This is a genomic window from Stenotrophomonas sp. GL_101 (assembly GCF_057835675.1).
Map to the genome: position 1 here is coordinate 472,662 of NZ_CM174432.1, position 18,238 is coordinate 490,899.

The window sequence follows — 18,238 nt, forward strand, 5'->3', positions numbered from 1 at the left end:
TTGACCGCTTGGGCTGTCGCAACCTGTCCCTGCGGACACCCCCTGCGACCTCCATACGCACCCGTAGCGAAGTAAGCAAACCCTAGGGTGCGCTACACTTTGCGGCTAGAAATCTAAAACAGTCGCGCGCGTGCGTGCGGTCATGGGAGCGCAAATGAACTGGTTGAACGAGGTGCTGAACAACGACCCGAATCCTGTGGAAACCCAGGAATGGATCGAGTCGCTGAAGGCCGTAATTGATGTCGAGGGCCCCGAGCGCGCGCATCAACTGTTGGAAGGCATGGTTGAACTCACCCGTCGTTCGGGCGCGTACCTGCCGTTCTCTCCCACCACCGAATACGTGAACACCATCGCGCCGACCCTGGAGGCCAAGAGCCCGGGCAACGCCGAACTGGAATGGCGCATTCGTTCCATCATCCGCTGGAACGCGATGGCCACCGTGGTGCGCGCCAACCGCAAGCCCGGCGACCTGGGCGGCCACATCGCCTCCTTCGCCTCCGGCGCCACGCTGTATGACGTGGGCTTCAACCACTTCTGGCGCGCCCCCAGCGACAACCACCCCGGCGACCTGCTCTTCATCCAGGGCCACAGCGCCCCGGGCATCTATGCGCGTTCCTTCCTGGAAGGCCGCATCGACGAAGCCCAGCTGGACAAGTTCCGCATGGAAGTGGACGGCGGTGGCCTCTCCAGCTACCCGCATCCGTGGCTGATGCCCGATTACTGGCAGACCCCGACCGTGTCGATGGGCCTGGGCCCGCTTGCCGCGATCTACCAGGCGCAGTTCCTGCGTTACCTGGAAAACCGTGGCCTCATCGAGAAGTCCGACCGCAAGGTGTGGTGCTTCATCGGCGACGGTGAGAGCGACGAGCCGGAAACCCTGGGCGCGATCGCGCTGGCCGGCCGCGAAGGCCTGGACAACCTGATCTTCGTGGTCAACTGCAACCTGCAGCGCCTCGACGGCCCGGTGCGTGGCAACGGCAAGATCATCCAGGAACTGGAAGGCGTCTTCCGTGGCGGCGGCTGGAACGTGATCAAGCTGCTGTGGGGCGGTTACTGGGATGCCCTGCTGGCCAAGGACACCAACGGCGTCCTGCGCAAGCTGATGATGGAAACCGTCGACGGCGAATACCAGAACTGCAAGGCCTTCGGCGGCGCGTATACCCGCGAGCATTTCTTCGGCAAGTACCCGGAAACCGCCGCGATGGTGGCCGGCCTGTCCGACGACGATATCTGGCGCCTCAACCGTGGCGGCCACGACCCGCACAAGGTGTATGCCGCGTACCACGAAGCCGTGAACACCAAGGGCATGCCCACCGTGATCCTGGCCAAGACGGTCAAGGGCTACGGCATGGGCAGCGCGGGTGAAGCACTGAACCCGACCCACCAGACCAAGAAGCTGGATGACGACGCCGTTCGCCACTTCCGCGACCGCTTCAACATCCCGGTGACCGACGCCCAGCTGGCCGACGGCCAGGTGCCGTTCTACCACCCGGGCCCGGATTCGCCGGAAGTGAAGTACCTGCAGGAACGCCGTGCCGCCTTGGGTGGCTACCTGCCGCAGCGCCGTCGCAAGGCCGAAAAGAGCTTCAACGCGCCCAAGCTGGAAAGCTACGAGCGCCTGCTCAAGAGCAGCGGCGAGCGCAGCTACTCCACCACCATGGCCTTCGTGCAGAGCCTCAACATCACCCTGCGCGACAAGGAACTGGGCCCGCACATCGTGCCGATCGTGGCCGACGAAGCCCGTACCTTCGGCATGGAAGGCCTGTTCCGCCAGATCGGCATCTACGCGCCGTTCGGCCAGAAGTACAAGCCGGTCGATGCCGACCAGCTGATGTTCTACCGCGAAGACCAGAGCGGCCAGGTGCTGCAGCAGGGCATCAGCGAGCCGGGTGCGATCAGCTCGTGGATGGCCGCCGGTACCAGCTACTCGGTCAGCAACGTGCCGATGCTGCCGTTCTACATCTACTACAGCATGTTCGGCTTCCAGCGCGTGGGCGACATTGCCTGGCAGGCAGCGGACATGCGTACCCGTGGCTTCCTGCTCGGCGGCACCGCCGGCCGCACCACGCTCAACGGTGAAGGCCTGCAGCACGAAGATGGCCACAGCCATCTGGCCGCCGGTGGCATTCCCAACGTGCGCAGCTATGACCCCACCTTCGGCTTCGAAGTGACGGTGATTCTGCAGCACGGCACCAAGGCCATGATGGAAGACCAGATTGATGAGTACTACTACATCACTCTGATGAACGAAAACTACACCCACCCGGAAATGCCGGAAGGCGCGGCCGACGGCATCGTCAAGGGCATGTACCTGCTCACCGACGCCGGCAAGCCGAAGAAGGGCGAGCTGCGCGTGCAGCTGCTGGGGTCGGGCACCATCCTGCGCGAAGCCATTGCCGCGGCCGAGCTGCTGGAGAAGGACTTCGGCGTCACCGCCGACATCTGGAGCTGCCCGAGCTTCAACGAGCTGCGTCGCGATGGGTTTGATGCCGAGCGCTTCAACCGTTTCCATCCGGAAGCTGAGCAGCGCAAGGCGTATGTGACCGAGCTGCTGGAAGGCCGCCAGGGGCCGGCGATTGCCGCCACTGACTACGTGCGTGCGTACGCGGACCAGATCCGCTCGTTCGTGCCGATGTCGTATACGGTGCTGGGTACCGATGGCTTCGGTCGTTCGGATACGCGTGCCAACCTGCGTCGCTTCTTCGAGGTCGACCGGTACTACATCGCGCATGCCGCGATTGCGGCGCTGGCTAAGGAAGGGAAGATGACGGCTAAGGATGTTGCCCGGGCGATCAAGCAGTACAAGATTGATCCTGAGAAGGCTAATCCTGTCGGGGTTTGATTTTTGATCTGGTTGGGGCAGCGCAAGCTGCCCCAACTTCTATGTTTGCTCGACTCTTTGAGTGGAGGCCGCTCGGTAATAAAGTCGCTTCCAAATCCCTTGGCAGTCTATTGTCAACTGTTAGTTGCATTGCTTAACATTGATCGCGAATCAATGTGATTCACGGCATTCTTGGCTAGGGAGAAAAAGTAGGTATGCGCAAACTCACAAGGATAGGAGGCGCACGGCCCGCACCCCTTCACAAGAGAAAACTAAAATTTCAGTTGAGAAGCATTGATGAGTACTTCAAGCTTCCAATCGAGGAGCGGCGCAAGCGTCGCCCGCGAGTTGATCTTGGGATCCTTGAAAACGCAGAAGTTGTAGAGAGGATACTGCTTAACCAAGACGGCTGCTGTGCTTACTGCGAGGAAGCTGTGGGCGAAGGTTCGAAATCCGCCACCCACTATCGTCCACCAAGCAATGCGGTTTTTTCAGGTGGTGGGCAGTCAGACATTCAATACTATGTCTGGTTCACATACGAATGGAATAATCTTCTTGTCCTGTGTCGCGAATGCAGGCAGGCCAAGGGAGAGAGTTTTCCCTTGCAGGGGAAGCCGGTTAGGCCCGGGGCATCTTGGGTGGAAGCCGCAGAGCGAGAGAAGCCTCTGCTGCTCGATCCCTATCGCGCAGATGCTTCACGTCATCTCATGTTTACTCACGAGGGGGAGGCTGTAGGTCGCAGCAGTGAGGGGACGGTGACCATCGATGTGATCGGACTCAATAGGCCAAGCCTTGTCAGTGCACGCGGTCGTGTCCTGAGTCAGCTAAAAACCATTCTAGTGGAGTCAGAGTCTGCTTCGCTCGTAAGAGCTTTGGCAGAATTCTCGGGAAGAACGCAGTTCCCTGGCGTAGTTGAGATTTTTCTGCAAAACCTATGTCGAGTGTCTGATGCGGTGACTCGTCGGACTGAATCCCTTTCAGGAATAAATCTATTCCGGGTGGTGTGGGAGATCCTATCTGGGTTAGACGAAGGTGCGGCGATTCTCTTGATAAATAGGTTGGACATCCGCGACTTGAGATTTCGGATAGTCAATACCGAGCTTGATGGCTTCAGAATGACTCGGCATCCAAGGGGCGCGTATCTCTCAAGCCTGAAGATAGAGGGATTCAAGTCGCTTTCAAATCTTTCCATCGAGGTGGCTTCCAGTGAGTCACACGCACCCTGTCTCATGCTGCTCGGGGAGAATGCGACGGGTAAAAGCTCGGTGCTTCAAGCAATCAAGATCGCGCTCTCTACCTCCAAAGAGAAGGCGCGTTTGGGACCTCGGTGGAAGGGTAATCCCCCCGCTTTTAGCGGTCGCCAAAAGTGGAACTACGCTGCCAGTGCAAGCTTCTGCATTGGCGTGATGCCGCCGAGCGCCATGTTCGGGCGCTCGTGGTTGTAAGTCCATAGCCAACGGGTGGCGATGTCCTGGACCTGCTGGATGTCATTGAACAGATTGCTGGCAAGCCAAGCGTAACGCACGGTCCGGTTGTAGCGTTCGATGTAGGCGTTCTGCTGAGGATTGCCTGGCTGGATGTAGAGCAGCGCAATGCCTTGCTGCTCGGCCCATGCTTGCAGCGCTCCGCTGATGTACTCGGGCCCATTGTCGCAGCGTATGGCGCGAGGCTTTCCGCGCCATTGAATGATCTGTTCCAAGCTGCGGATAACGCGCGCCGCAGGCAAGGAGATGTCGACCTCCATCGCCAGACCCTGCCGGTTGAAATCATCCAGTACGTTGAGCATCCGGAAGCTGCGTCCATCAGCCAGTTGGTCGTGCATGAAATCCATCGACCAAGTGTGGTTCGCCGCCTTCGGAACCGCTAGCGGCGCCGGCACTTCTCGGACGATGCGCTTACGCGGCTTGATGCGCAGGTTCAGCTCCAAATCGCGATAGATCCGATACACGCGCTTGTGGTTCCAAGCGAAGCCCTTCACGTTGCGCAGGTGCAGGAAGCACAGCCCAAAGCCCCAATCGCGGTAGGCGCTGGTCAGCCTGAGCAACCAGTCAGCGATGATCGCATTTTCTTGGCAGGCCTTGGCCTGATAGCGGTAGCAGGTCTGACTCACCTCGAACGTCCTGCACGCATGAACGATGCTGGTGATGCCTGCCTGGACCGCCAGTCTGGCCATCTCGCGACGCTGAGATGGCCTCACCATTTTTTTGAGAGCGCTTCCTTCAGCAGCTCGGCACTGAGCTGGGCATCGGCGTACATCTTCTTCAGCCGCCGGTTCTCGTCCTGCAGTTCTTTTAGCTGGGACACCATGGACGCATCCATGCCGCCGAACTTGCTGCGCCACTTGTAGAACGTCGCTGAGCTGATGCCATGCTGTCGGCAAAGGTCCGGGACAGGCGTGCCGGCCTCGGCCTGCTTGAGTACGGCGATGATCTGGCTGTCGGTGAATCGTGATTTCTTCATGGGATCTCCTCGGGTTAGGTTACGAGAAAATTCCACTTCTGGCTGCTACTAACCTGCGGGGGGATTACCGAAGGAACTCACGTCCACATCCGGGCCCGTGGAAATCAACGTCAAACCGACGTCCCCCCAAGATTGAGTAGCGCAGCTGTTTGGAGTCCAATCCTCAGTGACAAGGAGATTGGACGTGAAGAAACGCTTTTCCGAAGAACAGATCATCGGCTTCCTGCGCGAAGCAGAGGCCGGCATGCCCATCAAGGACCTGTGCCGTCAGCACGGCTTCAGCGAGGCTTCGTACTACCTGTGGCGCAGCAAGTTCGGTGGCATGAGTGTGCCCGACGCCAAGCGGCTCAAGGACCTGGAGGCTGAGAGCACGCGCCTGAAGAAACTACTGGCAGAGCAGGTTTTCGAGAACGACGTCATCAAGGATGCGTTGCGAAAAAAGTGGTGACCGCCCCGGCGCGCAGGCTGCTGGTGCGGAGCATGGTCGAGAAGGGGTTGAGCGAGCGGCGAGCGCTGACGGTGGTGCGGATGAGCGCCAGCGCGCTGCGCTATGAGCCTCGGGCCGACCGCAACGTTGAGCTGCGCGAGCAGATCGCTGCGCTGGCGCATCGGCACAGACGCTACGGGGTGGGCATGATCCATTTGAAACTGCGGCAGAAAGGGCTTGTCGTGAACTACAAACGAGTGGAGCGCCTGTATCAGGAAGCGGGCCTGCAGGTGCGTCGCAGAAAGCGTAAGAAGGTGCCGATAGGCGAGCGCCAGCCTCTCCTGCGGCCGTCCGCTGCCAATGAGGTGTGGTCGATGGACTTCGTGTTCGACCGCACCGCGGAAGGCCGGGTGATCAAGTGCCTGACCATCGTCGACGACGCCACCCACGAGGCTGTGGCCATCGAAGTGGAGCGGGCAATTTCCGGGCAAGGCGTGTCCAGGGTACTGGACAGACTGGCCATGCAGCGCGGCTTGCCACGAGTGATCAGGACAGACAACGGCAAGGAGTTTTGCGGTAAGGCGATGGTGGCCTGGGCTCACGAAAAGGATGTTGCCCTGCGTCTGATCGAACCGGGCAAGCCGAACCAGAATGCGTACGTCGAGTCCTTCAACGGACGGCTGCGCGACGAATGCCTCAACGAGCACTGGTTCCCGACGTTGCTTCATGCCCGTACCAGTATCGAAAGCTGGCGGCGCGACTACAACGAAGAAAGACCCAAAAGAGCGCTTGGCGGTCTAACACCCGTCCAGTACGCCGCCCAGTTGGCGGCGAAGAAAGATAACATCAGCACCGGACTCTAAACCCGCCCACTACTCAAGCCGGGGGGACGTCGAAACTTCAGAATGACGATGAGGCATGTGTCCGCACGGACATAAATGGAAAACTCGTCACAGACCGCGCAGCCGACTCCTTGGTCATTGGCTACGGCGCGCGTCGATACTTCACCTCACAGCCCATTCGTAATCGCTCGCGATACTTAAACACAACTTTGTTCAATCCATTGGCGACACTACGTGACCCGAGTAGTTGGCTTGAAGGTCTCGATGATCACAAGTTCAACGCGGTCGCGCGGGCACTTCGGTCGATCCTAACTCTGGATGAGGACGGTTCAATTGTAAGAAGCGACCAGCAGCGACTTTGCATTAGGATCGGTAGTGGAGAGGTTCCTATTGAGCACCTCAGTGATGGCTACAGATCTCTCTTCATAATGTCGATTGACATTATGAGGGAGCTGCTCGATACCTGGGATAATCTTGAGGTGGCTGAAGCCATTGTACTTATCGACGAGGTAGAGACCCATCTTCATCCTCGCTGGAAAATGCATGTCATGGCGGCGCTCAGAGATGCCATGCCTCGGGTCCAGTTCATCTGCACAACTCATGATCCACTTTGTCTAAGGGGCATGAAGAATGGAGAGGTTCGACTCCTTCGGAGGGGTGTGGGCGATACAGTCGAGGTTCATCACGAATTGCCGGATATTTCAACGCTGCGAATTGAGCAGATCCTGTCGTCTGATTACTTTGGGCTTTCAAGTACTGAAGATCCTGAGCAGGACCACATAGTTCGACGCCTCGCTGAGCTTGCTGGGCTGGGTGAGAACAAAATGACCGATCCGCAGCGGAATGAGCGAGATGTCCTGCTGACGAAGTACGAAGGAATCCCGTACATAGGCAGCAGTCCCGACAGACAGATTATCGTCGAAGCAATGACTAGGCACCTGCGTATGAATCCAAGAGCAACGGTTGAAGATCGCGCGGTTGCTCGCGAGGAGTCGATTGACGCTGTTGTTGCCGTTCTGAAGCGAGCGCTAGAGAAATGAAGGCCGTAAATCGGTCGAGCATAGTGATGCCTAAGGAGCTGGCGGATGTTGGCAGTCCAGCAGCGACTGAGCGAAGTAAAGTGAAGCATCACTATGCCAATCCAGATGCCAAGGCCTACAAGTTCTCGGCGTATAAGCAGAAGGAAGTGATCACCGCTATCAATGCGCTGTTCAAGAATAAATGCGCGTATTGTGAGAGCCGCTATTCGGCCACCTCGCCAACAGATGTTGAGCATTTTAGACCAAAGGCGCGCGTTAGCGATGAGGCTGGTCATCGAGGTTACTGGTGGCTAGCGTCCACCTGGACCAATCTTCTCGCATCTTGCATTTTCTGCAATCGGGCGCACAATAACGACCTCTACGATTGGGTGGTCGCGGACTGGTTACCCAGGCAAGTTAAAAGTGGAAAGCACGATAACTTTCCTTTGGCCTTTGGAGCCCGAGCATTTAGTGACTCGGATGATCTGACAGCCGAGGATCCTTTGCTGATTGATCCTACTCAACGAGACCCAGCGGAGTATGTGTCGTGGCGCAAAGTGGAGGGCGTGCAGGTAATCGTTCCGTTGGAAGCGGACGGTGCCACGACTCCATACGCTGCCGAGAGCATCCGGGTGTACGGACTAAACCGGAGACAACTTGTAGAGGCGCGAACGGGTACCGCACAGGCGATTGAAGTGGAAGCGGGAATCATCGCTGATGACATACGTTATGCGGCAGGGCTCGACCGGGCAATGCTCGCCGCATTCATGCCTAGGTTGGAGGCTCGGGTCCTAGCGTTTAAAGGGCGCGTAAGCCCTGACACCCAGTACGCGGGTATGGTGGAGTACCTTGTAAACTTCGAAATGAACCTGTTGATCGAAAGCCTTGAGCGCCTTAGAGAGAAATGCAAGTAGCGTCTTGGGACTTCGTCATTGGCTTGACAAGGGCGCAAGCGACCGATTGGCCAGTGTTCGCCGATCGATGCCACAGCATCCCGGGCACAGTTGCCTTGGAAATGAACAAAGATAGCCTCAGAGCCGGTCACTGAACTTGGCTGCTACTTGGGCCGGCGGCGATTGGTTCTTGATAGGAGAAAATCCATGGACATCGTGTCCAGAGAGAAGCGCGCTCTCATGATGTCGGGTATTAAAGGGAAGAACACGAAGCCCGAGCTCTTAGTCAGGAAGCATCTGCACGCTTGCGGGCTTCGCTACCGGCTTCATGACAAGAAACTTGCAGGGTCGCCGGACCTTGTGCTCACGCGTCACAACGTAGTCGTCTTTATCCATGGTTGTTTCTGGCATCGCCATCGCGACTGCCGATACGCAACAACACCTGGTACGAGGCGGGAGTTTTGGGTTAGCAAGCTTGAAAAAAATCGTACCCGCGACGAGGCGTCACAACAAACACTGTTGATGCAAGGATGGCGAGTCGCGGTGGTGTGGGAGTGTGCCCTGCGCCGCTCAATTGAGACGACGCTGGCCGGGCTTCACGACTTCGTGCTGTCAGATAGATCGTTCCACGAATTCTCCTCTGCTCAAGATCCCAGTGCCGAATAGACAACATCAGCAATCTGTCTTGCCATCCACGGCGGCACTGCATTGCCTACTTGACGGAACTGAGCGCCCCGAGATCCCTCGAAGAAATAGTTGTCGGGGAAGGTCTGAAGACGCGCCGCTTCCCGAACAGATAGGCTCCTTAATTGCGCAGGATCAGGATGGATAAAATAGTGCCCATCTTTCGAAAGATGGCTGGTTACAGTGGAGCTGGGGTGTTCCCACGCCTGGACTTTAAATCGATCGACAAATTTGCCGCTGGTCCAATTCTCATGATTGGGATGCATCGCCTCGGGGAACTCTGAAGATCCTCGGGGGGCGCGACCATGGATCTTGGTAAATGCGGACGCATAGCCATAACGGACCAAGTCCATCCACATGTGTGGGCGGACCTCATGATTGAGGATGTGCCCAAGTCGCTGATCCAGAAGCCAAGACTTCAGATGTTCAGGCACACTGTCTGCCGACGCTGCTTTGGGCATGGACCTCCCGCCCGGACCGGCATCTGAGCTCGCCACAAGCTTCGCCTGGTCCTTGAGCTCCCGACTGACCTTCGCATCGTCCGAAAGCTCGGCCGCATGCCGCAGCACTTCACGCGCGGCGGCAGGCCAATCGTCGAACTCGACATTGGTGATCCCGCTTCGGAGCTTTGGCATGCCAGCCAGAACATCCCCGACGCCGTACTGACCCGCAGCGCGCCGAATCTGGCGCACCGAACCGATCTCGACATCCTCACGAACACCGAAAAGGACAACACGGTGACGCGCTTGAGGAACCCCGAGCTCTTCGGCCCTCAGGATGTAACGGCGCCCGTCCTCATCATCAAATAGTCCATTTTGCTCCTCAACGAGCGGCAGTATTTTGTACTTCGGCCCATTCCTTCCGCCTGGAGCACGGAGATCTTCCAGAATGCGCGGGAACATGAGCTCCCCGCCCACCTTCGACGACAGTATGCCCTTGACGTTCTCCATTACGAACGCAGCAGGCGAGTAGTTCCTCAGAATCTTCAGGTAGTGCTTGTACAGGAAGTGCCTGGGGTCCTCCTCCGCCTTGTAGCCCACAACGCCGCGATTTCGGGCGCGCCCTACCAGGGAGTAGGCTTGGCAGGGAGGTCCGCCTATAAGGACCCAAGGATCGCCCTCTGCCGCAACCTCGCGAACACGGGCATGCAGCTCCTTGTCATCGGCCGGCTCGCCCAGTTTCAGCTGTCGTGCTTCGTGGCCGGCAGCCGCCCACTGACTCTCAGTCGCATCCGTCCACGGCGCTACGGCTCGACCGGCAACGTAGTCGTAGTAGCTAGTAGGCGCCTTCCCCGGAGCGAACTGCCTGTAGAAGGCGCGCAGACGGAGAGTTTTGGCCGCATTGACTTCCATCTCTGCCGAGATGGCGATCTTGAACGGTTGATGCCTGGCGTTTCGAGGTGCCGTGTAGGCAGAAAATCCTTCGCCCAGGCCACCTGGGCCAGCGAAGATGTCGACTACTGGGATGTGCATGCCTGACTTCACAAGAATGAGCAGGGCGCCCATGCGCCCTGGAGCGGCGCCAGGATCGCACGCCCGGGGCCGCAATTCAACCAAAACTAGCTGGCAGGGGAGGATAGGCCAGCTGCTTCCGAGAACACCAATCCAACCGCAGCAGTCAGCTCATCTTCCTCCAAAATACCCAGCTCGAAAACCTGATACCTCAGGCGCAGAATCTTGATCGCGTGCCGCATCACGCCTTCCATCGCCGCCTTGCCCACGGCACTACACGACAAGATCCACTGGCGTGCAATCGCTTGCGCAAGAATGGGGTTGCCCCCAATTGATGGACGTTCAAAGATGGCGACATGCGCGTCCTCGGTGAGTGCTCTCAGCAACCTCCATCGGTCTACGCCCGCGTCCTCACCAAGGTCGAGCGCCCGCGAGCGCATGTGAAGGCGCTGGAGCGTGTTACGAGCGCCTCCGTGGAAGCGATCCTCAGTAGCACTGGGAAAACGCCAGCGAGCCACATCAGGGAGGAGTGCCGTGGTCAGGTATGCCCAGACGTCATCTCTCAGCCCTTCCGCGCCGGATAGCTCCTGCACAGCAGCGAGCGCAATAGCTGCATCGCGATCAAACTTCGCTCTGACCGTTAGGCCCGATGAAGAAGGAAATCCACATTCGATAGCCACAGCGCGTATCAAGCCGGCGATCTTAGGCGACGCACGTTGAGCACGGACACCGCCGGTTGCAGCATAGCTCGTGAAGGACGCATGCTCGTTCAGGTAGGCCAAGGCGTCTTCGGACACGAACTCCGGGCCCAAGTCCCTCAAAACGCTGTTCACTCCAATCCGGGACAGTCGCGGTAGTAGCTCAACGCTCGTCAAGATCTGTCTCCCATATCCGCCACCGCAATCATTGCGGCATTAAACGCCCCTGGGTCGTTGTGGAGCAGCCTGACCAGTGAGGCGACTCCGCTTTCGTCAGGAAACGCCTGGTGAAGCCAGTGCCGCAGGACTCCGCCGACGGACCCTTCCTCGAACACATCAAAATCAAGCTCATCACTGTTATGCAGAAGAACGGTGGAGCACATCTGAGCAGCTACGCCACCCAGAACCGCCTGGACGGTGAGGCGCTCGCCCTGCATGAATCGCTCAAGGAAGAGTTCCTCATCGGAGTTCACGTACAGCACCACCTTTGAAGAGAAGTCGCCGAAGAGATCTTCCGGGCGCCAGTCCACATACCAAGGTGCGAACTGATGGGGCTTGTCTGCGAACGCCGCTTGAAAGCTGATGGACGAAACAGGGAATCTCGCATTGCCACCATCCTCGATGATGACATCCAACTCCTCGCGCCACAGCCGGGAGCCCTTTGCAACTGGAGAGAGTTCCGACGCCGAGGCAGAGGATTCCAGCAGAATGATATCCAGACGGGCTATCAACTGTGCAGAGAGGGACTGTCCTGGAACGACAACCTCGAACAAGGCCGACGTCGAATCCTTCGAGAGCCGATGGCTGGCAACATTCCGAACCAAGCGGGGAAGATGACCTTGACCAGTACCGATGCTCAACTGTGCGAGCGCCAGCCAGTCCCCATCTCCAAAGCCAATGCCCGATGATGCAGCCTCCCAGTCGACAGTGACACTGCCGCTCAAGGTCAGGTCTCTGGCGTAGTCCCAGTCCTCCAGAATCTCCGTTGCCGGGAACAGCGGCAAGCCCACATCCCCAATATGCCATCCGGTAAATTCGATGGCTTCATCAGGTATGCGAAGGAAAGGGTAAGCGATTCGGCTCATGACTCAACTCCTTCCAGGATGCGAGCCCCAGCCGTAATAGCGGCACCTTCAACAAGTCTGATCGATGCGGTGATCTGACCCTCCAGAAGGCCCACTGCAAGCGTATTGTCAGCGGTCATCAACCCATGGGAGGGTAACGCGACGCATTGAACCGTGGGAATCAAGTGGTCTGGCACGCCGACCGCATCAATTCCACCGCCATCAACGACCAGCTTGGGTTCAATCAACACGGAGATGGGCCCCTTGCTTCCATCGTTAAAAAGATCGGCATGGAAGTTGGCAACGCGGCTGCCATCAGCTGCGATCGAAAGGCCAATCATTTCGAGTGCTGTGACGCGAACGCCCTTCTTCACTGAAGCGGCGATGCGCCCAGGCGCGGTCGGTTTCCCTGCGCCACGCGAGCTGACGGGACCAAGGAACTTTCCCATCTGTCCAGAGGTCGCAGCAAGGCTTGGTCCACCTGCATCGGCAGAGCGTTCAAGTGATCTGACAGGGACAAAGTTATCCGCTTGAATACGCAAATCCCGCATTCCCACGCGCACCATTGTCTGTTGCCTCCCTTTCGGAAGGTTATTTGGAACCCAGTCGTCGTGAGTAGGAGGTTCAGCTTGAGCAAATGCCTCTTCCACCTCTGGGTCTTTGGAGCAGACAAAGACACCCGCCCATTCCAGGGTTGGATCTGGATAGGCACTCCCTCGGATGTACTTGACCACAAGCTCCACCGGCCGCATCACCGCGATGTGGGATGAGTTCACCAAGACATCGGAGCTGCCCGATGCACAAAGCGGATGGCGAGGCGCGGATAAACCGGGTGCGAACGCAAGGCGGCCAAGGTCCTTGGCTGGACGCTGCGACTTGATCTTGTGAAGGTTGGGGCTTCCAGTACGCACATCCGCCAATGCCCTGCAGAACAGATCAAGTGGAGGGAATGCTTCAGGGCTAGGCACCTCGATCGTTTCGCCGTCGATCTCGATCGTCACATGCAGGCGTCGATCCGCATTCGTCGTCTGCGCCATTCTTGGCCAAAAATTCAGCAGTACACAGGTAACGAGCTCCGGCCCGAGGTTCTCAAGCGAAGAGAAGTCCAACTCTGGATCAAGGATGACAATTGATGTGCCGCTGTCTGCCTCGGCCCGAGGGAAGATGCCAAGCGACTTGCTGAGCGCGATGGCGTTCTCATCTGTAGCAGGAGCAATACTGTCACCTTCACCAGACATGCCCCACCAATGACGTCCCGTAAATCGCCTGGGCCCTGGAGTTGACGAATCAACGTCGAATGCATCACCCAGATGACACGCCATGAAGCGCCTTACCGGCCGGCCAAGCTCAAACGTCTGGCTATCGACAAGGACCAGAGAGCAGGTACTCATTCCATACAGCGAGCTTTTGCCGTAACCGTACGTACCTCCACCCTGATGGCTATCACGCGCTGCACCAACATTCTTGAGAAAGTTGACGAAGTTCGCTCGCTCATCGGGCGCTGGAGGGACATCGGCTTCGGTTGGCCCGGACAGGCCCACAGTGCCAAAGTCCGCGATCTCCAAAACCCAAAGCTCCTCCTTCTCAGTGGAGCTTTGCAGCGCCTCGCGGGACGCAAGCCCTTGTGGGAGAGTCGCGAGGACTACCCCGGTCAGGGCAGCTCGCTCTTCCATGCCAAGTCGTCGGAGCCTGATCCTCGCCTCCGGTGCAAAGCCGGGCAGGGTTGCGTCAATGACGTTCTGAAGACTCTCACGAACAAGAGTTTGTAGAAGATCGAGGTTTGGACGCCCGAGCAGACGCTTGAAACCCTCGCCCGCAAGGTTCCCGTTCTTCGAAAACGGCTCGCTATAAAGATTCAGATTCATTCAAACACGGCTCTCAAGACGTCATCGTGGTGAGCGACAGGCAGCATCTGTTCCACTGCCGCCGACAGATCAACGGTGTACTCGATCTCGCTGATGCCAGGCGGGGTCGAGCCATCTGCGGTGGACGGAAGCATGAGGCGTGGAAAGCGGTCGTTCACCGAGTAAAGGCTCATACCCTCAAAGGAGAACTTGGCCGCGTTCCATTCTGGCGCCAACGGATCATTGCAGCCAAGCGAGGCCAGACGAGTGAGAAGCATGGTTGAGGGAACACCAACCGCTACGAGTTCGTTGTATAGCGCTGCTACGTGAATGTTGCCTGCCTGAGAGCTCTCCAGCACGACATGAGCCAGCCAAAGTGGGGCATCTGACGGAGGACAGAGCTGCTCAATGCCATGAATACGAATGGTCGTTCGCTGCTTGTAGCCTGTTGATTTGACTTCGAGGGCGCCATGCCTTCCGCGGAAGTCATGGCGTTGCCCCGTAGGTCCGGTCCACGACTCAACAGCGGTCGAGCTTCTCTTGGCACCTTCGAGTAGCATCATCAGCTCGCCAAGGAGTCCGACTAAACTACTCCTGCTTATGCTCTGGTCTTGGCTTTCCGCCAGCAGCGCGCGGTAGTCCTCGATAGTGCTCTTCACTGAATCGACAGGCGAAGTGCCCGCAGCGATACGTGACACCATCTCTGTACAAAGCTCACCGAAAAGCTGATGTAGCCGAGGCTCACGCAGACTGATATCCAAATACACGGAAGCAGCACCGTCCAGGGAGAGGCGGGAGATGCGGACCTCCACGCTAGGCCCGCTCAGCGTACTCACCTGCAAGTTGGCGGTAGAAGATGCTATGGGGACAAGAAGCCGGGGGCTTGCCGTCTCTGTAAGGGCGAAGCGGACAGGGCCGAAACCCGTGTCCGCGTCGCCGGCGACTGTTGAAACTTCAGCTCGTGTATCTCCACGACTACGTTCGCGTAGACCCAGCCAGTGCTCATGAGGACTCTTAGGCATCGGCGTCTTCATGCAAGTTGGAGACGTCGTCCTCCAATTGATCAGGCGTAGGGACGCTTAGCTCCACGCTGTAGTAGCTGCCGGATTTGTCTCTGTTGCCCGGAAACACAAAGCCGAGGCCGATGAGATGTCCCCTTGCATCGAGTGGCACACGGCGATCCGTAGCTTTCATCGGTGCGGATAGCTGATCGATCGGATACACAAGCAGCAGCGGGACGTCAGCGCGCAACAGCTTCAGTTCATCCCAACTCGACGAACCCTTCGCTTGGGCTTTGGCAACGTCTTCCAACACGTCGTGCTTGGACATCAGCGCCTTGATATCGGCATAGTCCGATGGCTCGCGCAGACGAGAACGAATGAACGGGACGATTTCGCCGATCTTGCCAAGCGAGACGGGTTCCGCTTTACCATCCGCGCTCATGATGGCGACGTTCCATGCAGGCATCCGCCCAGCCGATGCATCCAGGTAGCCTAGTAGCAGCTCTTTGTTCAGGTTGAGCTGCTTATCGCACATGCTGTAGCTCACTAGGAACTTGCGGACTACCGCCATGGGCACCTTTGCAAAGACGCGAGGCTTTACCCTCTCATAGTCTTCGCTTACAAGGTGATCAACCAGAGACGAGGCGGCCTGCCAGTTTTTCAGGACTACGTCGCTATCCTTATGATTGAATCGGGTGGTCTGTTCATGCTTCCCATCGAAGCTGATGCTCGTCCTTATTACATGCCTCATCTTGGCTGCGGAAGTGATGGCCAATCCGGGGATTGAGCGAACTTTCACAGCAAAATCCAGTGGACTTACTTCGGCCGTCCTGTAGACAGAGATCTCTTTTCGGATCTCTTCCTCAACCTGAGCCAGGGCCCGGAAGTTGGATATGAGATCCGTTGTCGTCCAAAGTCTCGGCAAGTCCTCGTAACCCTTTCGGAAGCCAAACCAGCGGCCCATCTGAAGGAGTGTGTCGTATTGCTGAGAGGTTCTCAGGAAGAAGGATACGCAAAGGCCTTCGAGCGTGAGGCCGCGAGCAAGGACAGAGCCGCCGACAACAATGTAGGTTCTGGCCCCGTTCGTAAAATCGAGACGTTCCAGGCTCTCCCCGTTTTCCACCACGAGTTCTAGCGCATCTAAAACCTCGCCAAGGGCGTCTTTAAATGACGATTCGAGGTAGTCCGCCGGTGCGTCCGCAGAGAGGGGGCTTCTGACAATCTCTTCAGCAAAAACGTCTCTCAAGAGCTGCCCGGCAGCGCCGCTGACGGACCTGATTTCATCGCTATTCTTCGAAATCCACGCTCGAATCGCCTTGTCCATGTTTTCATGCTGTGCCACATATGCAGACGTATGTACCAGCATCGTCATGTGGTCATTCTGTTGCCCGCGCGTCCTGCGAATGGCGCATGAGATCAGGAACCAGGCGATGGCCTTCTGTAGCTGGAGTGTTACATCCGGCATGAAGGACTTGTGGGCGCCCTTTCCCTTCGGCGTCAGTTTGTTTAGCTCTTCAGGGGGGATCGAGCGGAACATGTCCCGGCCAAAATCTACTTCATCAGCATCGGCTGAGGTGTCGGAGCTGCCAAACACCTCAAGTGTGCCGAAATACCCTTTGGGGCGCGGAAGCGCAGTGATGAAGTCCTCGGGGTAAAGGTCGTCCAGCTTGTCTGCTCGGTCCGGGAACGGATTGATGAACACGTTGGCGAATGGCGTTGCTGTGTAACCTACGTAAGAGACGCACGGTAAGGCAGCAATCAATCGCCGAATTGCCTCGTTGATGCGCGTCATTTCTTCGTCGTCGGCGCCCGCATTGACGGATGCCTGATCGCACTCATCGTCAATGATCAGCGCCTTCAGCTTCCGCATGATTGGCGGCGGCGTTCTAGTGACAGTCTCGAGCAGCTTGTCAAGCCGCGTCGATTCCTTCTTCATCACCACCAACTGGGCGCCGCCCTTGTGCGGCATGACAAACTGGTCATTGGCAGGCTTGATGAAGTCGCCGGCGTCCTCAGTCGTTGTGTACATCTGCCACAGCGTCCTGTGTCTTTCAACTACATCACTTTCGATGCGTCGCTGGGTTTGCGCACGAAGCTTGTTCGTCACGCCACCGAGCAAAATTATCAAGTTGTAGCCAGCATCAACGGCCTTTGCGATGACCGCGGTCATGTTTGCCGTCTTGCCTGATTGGACATAGCCGACCACCAGGCCCCGGCATTGGAATGAGTCGTCCGCAGGATTGGCGAGCAGCGATACGATCTCGGACGATGACTCGTCAAGTGACTCGGACGCGTCCTTCCAGTTCTTGACCTCCCGGAGGTAGCCCAAGAGAGCTGGCCAATGCCTATCTTGTTCTGACGGACCGGTATACCAAGCCGGCTTAGGCTTGATCAGTGAGTTCTTTCGCAGAACTTCAACGTTCTGGAACGATGCCCGAACGGCTTCTGTCGCTGCCTGGAAATTCGCCTCAACATCCGCTGGAAAGACCCCCATGACCACTTCGAGAGTTTGGCGAAGGGCCTGTACGGCATTATCCAAAGTATCGTAGCTCGGGAGCTTTGCCCGAATCATGTCCGAAAAAGCGTCAACCTGGGTCTTCAAGACGGCATCCTGCGCTGTTGGGGGCAACAGAATGCTGGGCTGGATGTGCCCCCTGCAGCATCCATGCCCTTCAGAAAAGTCTGCAGCGTTTAGTGGGCTGTGACTCGCTATTCCGATTGTCATCGACTGTGGCTATCTACGCAACCGAGGCTGGACGGGTGAGAAACTTCCGGGACCCTAGGAACATCTGCGCAGGGCAATGATCCTGAAGAGATATGCGCACTTGGGCCTCTGGTGGGTAGAACGGTCGCGTGTCCTTTTAAGGTGACCCTGACTCGATCCATGGTGACGCAAGTGGCACGTTAGTTGCTTGGATGCCCCAAGACGTCTATGCAGGAGAGCATTAGCGCGAGCGCTGGCGTCGCTGACAGCACCCCTGCAGCCGCTACTGAGGCGCCACTAGGCCATTTGCGACGCACCAAAGGCTTAGTT

Annotated in this window: 13 protein-coding genes; 6 read left to right on the forward strand and 7 right to left on the reverse strand. The window is 57.7% G+C overall.

Features of this window, described 5'->3' with window-relative positions:
• The first annotated feature begins 154 nt into the window (after positions 1–154).
• Together aceE and AC3IR9_RS02125 are read left to right on the forward strand one after the other, a co-directional pair.
• Positions 155–2,842 (forward strand): pyruvate dehydrogenase (acetyl-transferring), homodimeric type, encoded by a 2,688-nt coding sequence (gene aceE, locus AC3IR9_RS02120; RefSeq protein WP_489293735.1) that lies wholly within the window; start codon positions 155–157, stop codon positions 2,840–2,842.
• 194 nt (positions 2,843–3,036) lie between these two features.
• The gene (locus AC3IR9_RS02125; protein WP_489293736.1) at positions 3,037–4,266 is read left to right on the forward strand and encodes an AAA family ATPase; all 1,230 of its coding nucleotides are present in this window, start codon (positions 3,037–3,039) and stop codon (positions 4,264–4,266) included.
• On the opposite strand, the gene AC3IR9_RS02130 is transcribed toward AC3IR9_RS02125, so the two are convergent.
• Positions 4,194–5,281, reverse strand: a protein-coding gene (locus AC3IR9_RS02130; RefSeq protein WP_489290575.1) for an IS3 family transposase whose coding sequence is annotated in 2 segments (ribosomal slippage) — positions 4,194–5,029 and positions 5,029–5,281 — 1,089 coding nt in all. Because the reading frame shifts where the segments join, the coding sequence is not laid out codon by codon here. The genes AC3IR9_RS02125 and AC3IR9_RS02130 overlap by 73 nt on opposite strands.
• Before the next feature lie 184 nt (positions 5,282–5,465).
• On the opposite strand from AC3IR9_RS02130, the gene AC3IR9_RS02135 reads away from it, so the two are divergent.
• From AC3IR9_RS02135 to AC3IR9_RS02150, 4 genes are all read left to right on the forward strand, one after another.
• Positions 5,466–6,571 (forward strand): IS3 family transposase gene (locus AC3IR9_RS02135; RefSeq protein WP_489291038.1). Its coding sequence is split into 2 segments (ribosomal slippage): positions 5,466–5,724 and positions 5,724–6,571, totalling 1,107 coding nucleotides; the frame shifts between segments, so codons are not numbered across the junction.
• Positions 6,572–6,771: 200 nt separating this feature from the next.
• The gene (locus tag AC3IR9_RS02140) at positions 6,772–7,590 is read left to right on the forward strand and encodes an AAA family ATPase (protein ID WP_489295666.1); all 819 of its coding nucleotides are present in this window, start codon (positions 6,772–6,774) and stop codon (positions 7,588–7,590) included.
• Positions 7,591–7,616: 26 nt separating this feature from the next.
• Positions 7,617–8,483 (forward strand): HNH endonuclease family protein, encoded by an 867-nt coding sequence (locus AC3IR9_RS02145; protein ID WP_489293737.1) that lies wholly within the window; start codon positions 7,617–7,619, stop codon positions 8,481–8,483.
• Between the two features lie 186 nt (positions 8,484–8,669).
• Positions 8,670–9,128 (forward strand): very short patch repair endonuclease, encoded by a 459-nt coding sequence (locus AC3IR9_RS02150; protein ID WP_489293739.1) that lies wholly within the window; start codon positions 8,670–8,672, stop codon positions 9,126–9,128.
• Here the strand turns inward: AC3IR9_RS02150 and AC3IR9_RS02155 are convergent.
• The 6 genes from AC3IR9_RS02155 to AC3IR9_RS02180 all read right to left on the reverse strand — a co-directional run bounded on the left by AC3IR9_RS02155 (position 9,107) and on the right by AC3IR9_RS02180 (position 17,806).
• Positions 9,107–10,651 (reverse strand): DNA cytosine methyltransferase, encoded by a 1,545-nt coding sequence (locus tag AC3IR9_RS02155; protein ID WP_489293740.1) that lies wholly within the window; start codon positions 10,649–10,651, stop codon positions 9,107–9,109. The genes AC3IR9_RS02150 and AC3IR9_RS02155 overlap by 22 nt on opposite strands.
• A 53-nt stretch (positions 10,652–10,704) precedes the next feature.
• Positions 10,705–11,394, reverse strand: a complete 690-nt coding sequence (locus tag AC3IR9_RS02160; RefSeq protein ID WP_489293741.1) for a DUF6339 family protein — start codon at positions 11,392–11,394, stop codon at positions 10,705–10,707.
• A gap of 74 nt (positions 11,395–11,468) precedes the next feature.
• Positions 11,469–12,380, reverse strand: a complete 912-nt coding sequence (locus AC3IR9_RS02165; protein WP_489293742.1) for a hypothetical protein — start codon at positions 12,378–12,380, stop codon at positions 11,469–11,471.
• Positions 12,377–14,224 (reverse strand): hypothetical protein, encoded by a 1,848-nt coding sequence (locus AC3IR9_RS02170; RefSeq protein ID WP_489293744.1) that lies wholly within the window; start codon positions 14,222–14,224, stop codon positions 12,377–12,379. Before AC3IR9_RS02170 ends, AC3IR9_RS02165 begins: the two co-directional genes overlap by 4 nt.
• On the reverse strand, positions 14,221–15,237 hold the full coding sequence (locus AC3IR9_RS02175; RefSeq protein WP_489293745.1) for a PD-(D/E)XK motif protein: 1,017 nt from the start codon (positions 15,235–15,237) through the stop codon (positions 14,221–14,223). Before AC3IR9_RS02175 ends, AC3IR9_RS02170 begins: the two co-directional genes overlap by 4 nt.
• Positions 15,218–17,806 (reverse strand): Z1 domain-containing protein, encoded by a 2,589-nt coding sequence (locus tag AC3IR9_RS02180; RefSeq protein WP_489293746.1) that lies wholly within the window; start codon positions 17,804–17,806, stop codon positions 15,218–15,220. Before AC3IR9_RS02180 ends, AC3IR9_RS02175 begins: the two co-directional genes overlap by 20 nt.
• Positions 17,807–18,238: the final 432 nt, after the last annotated feature.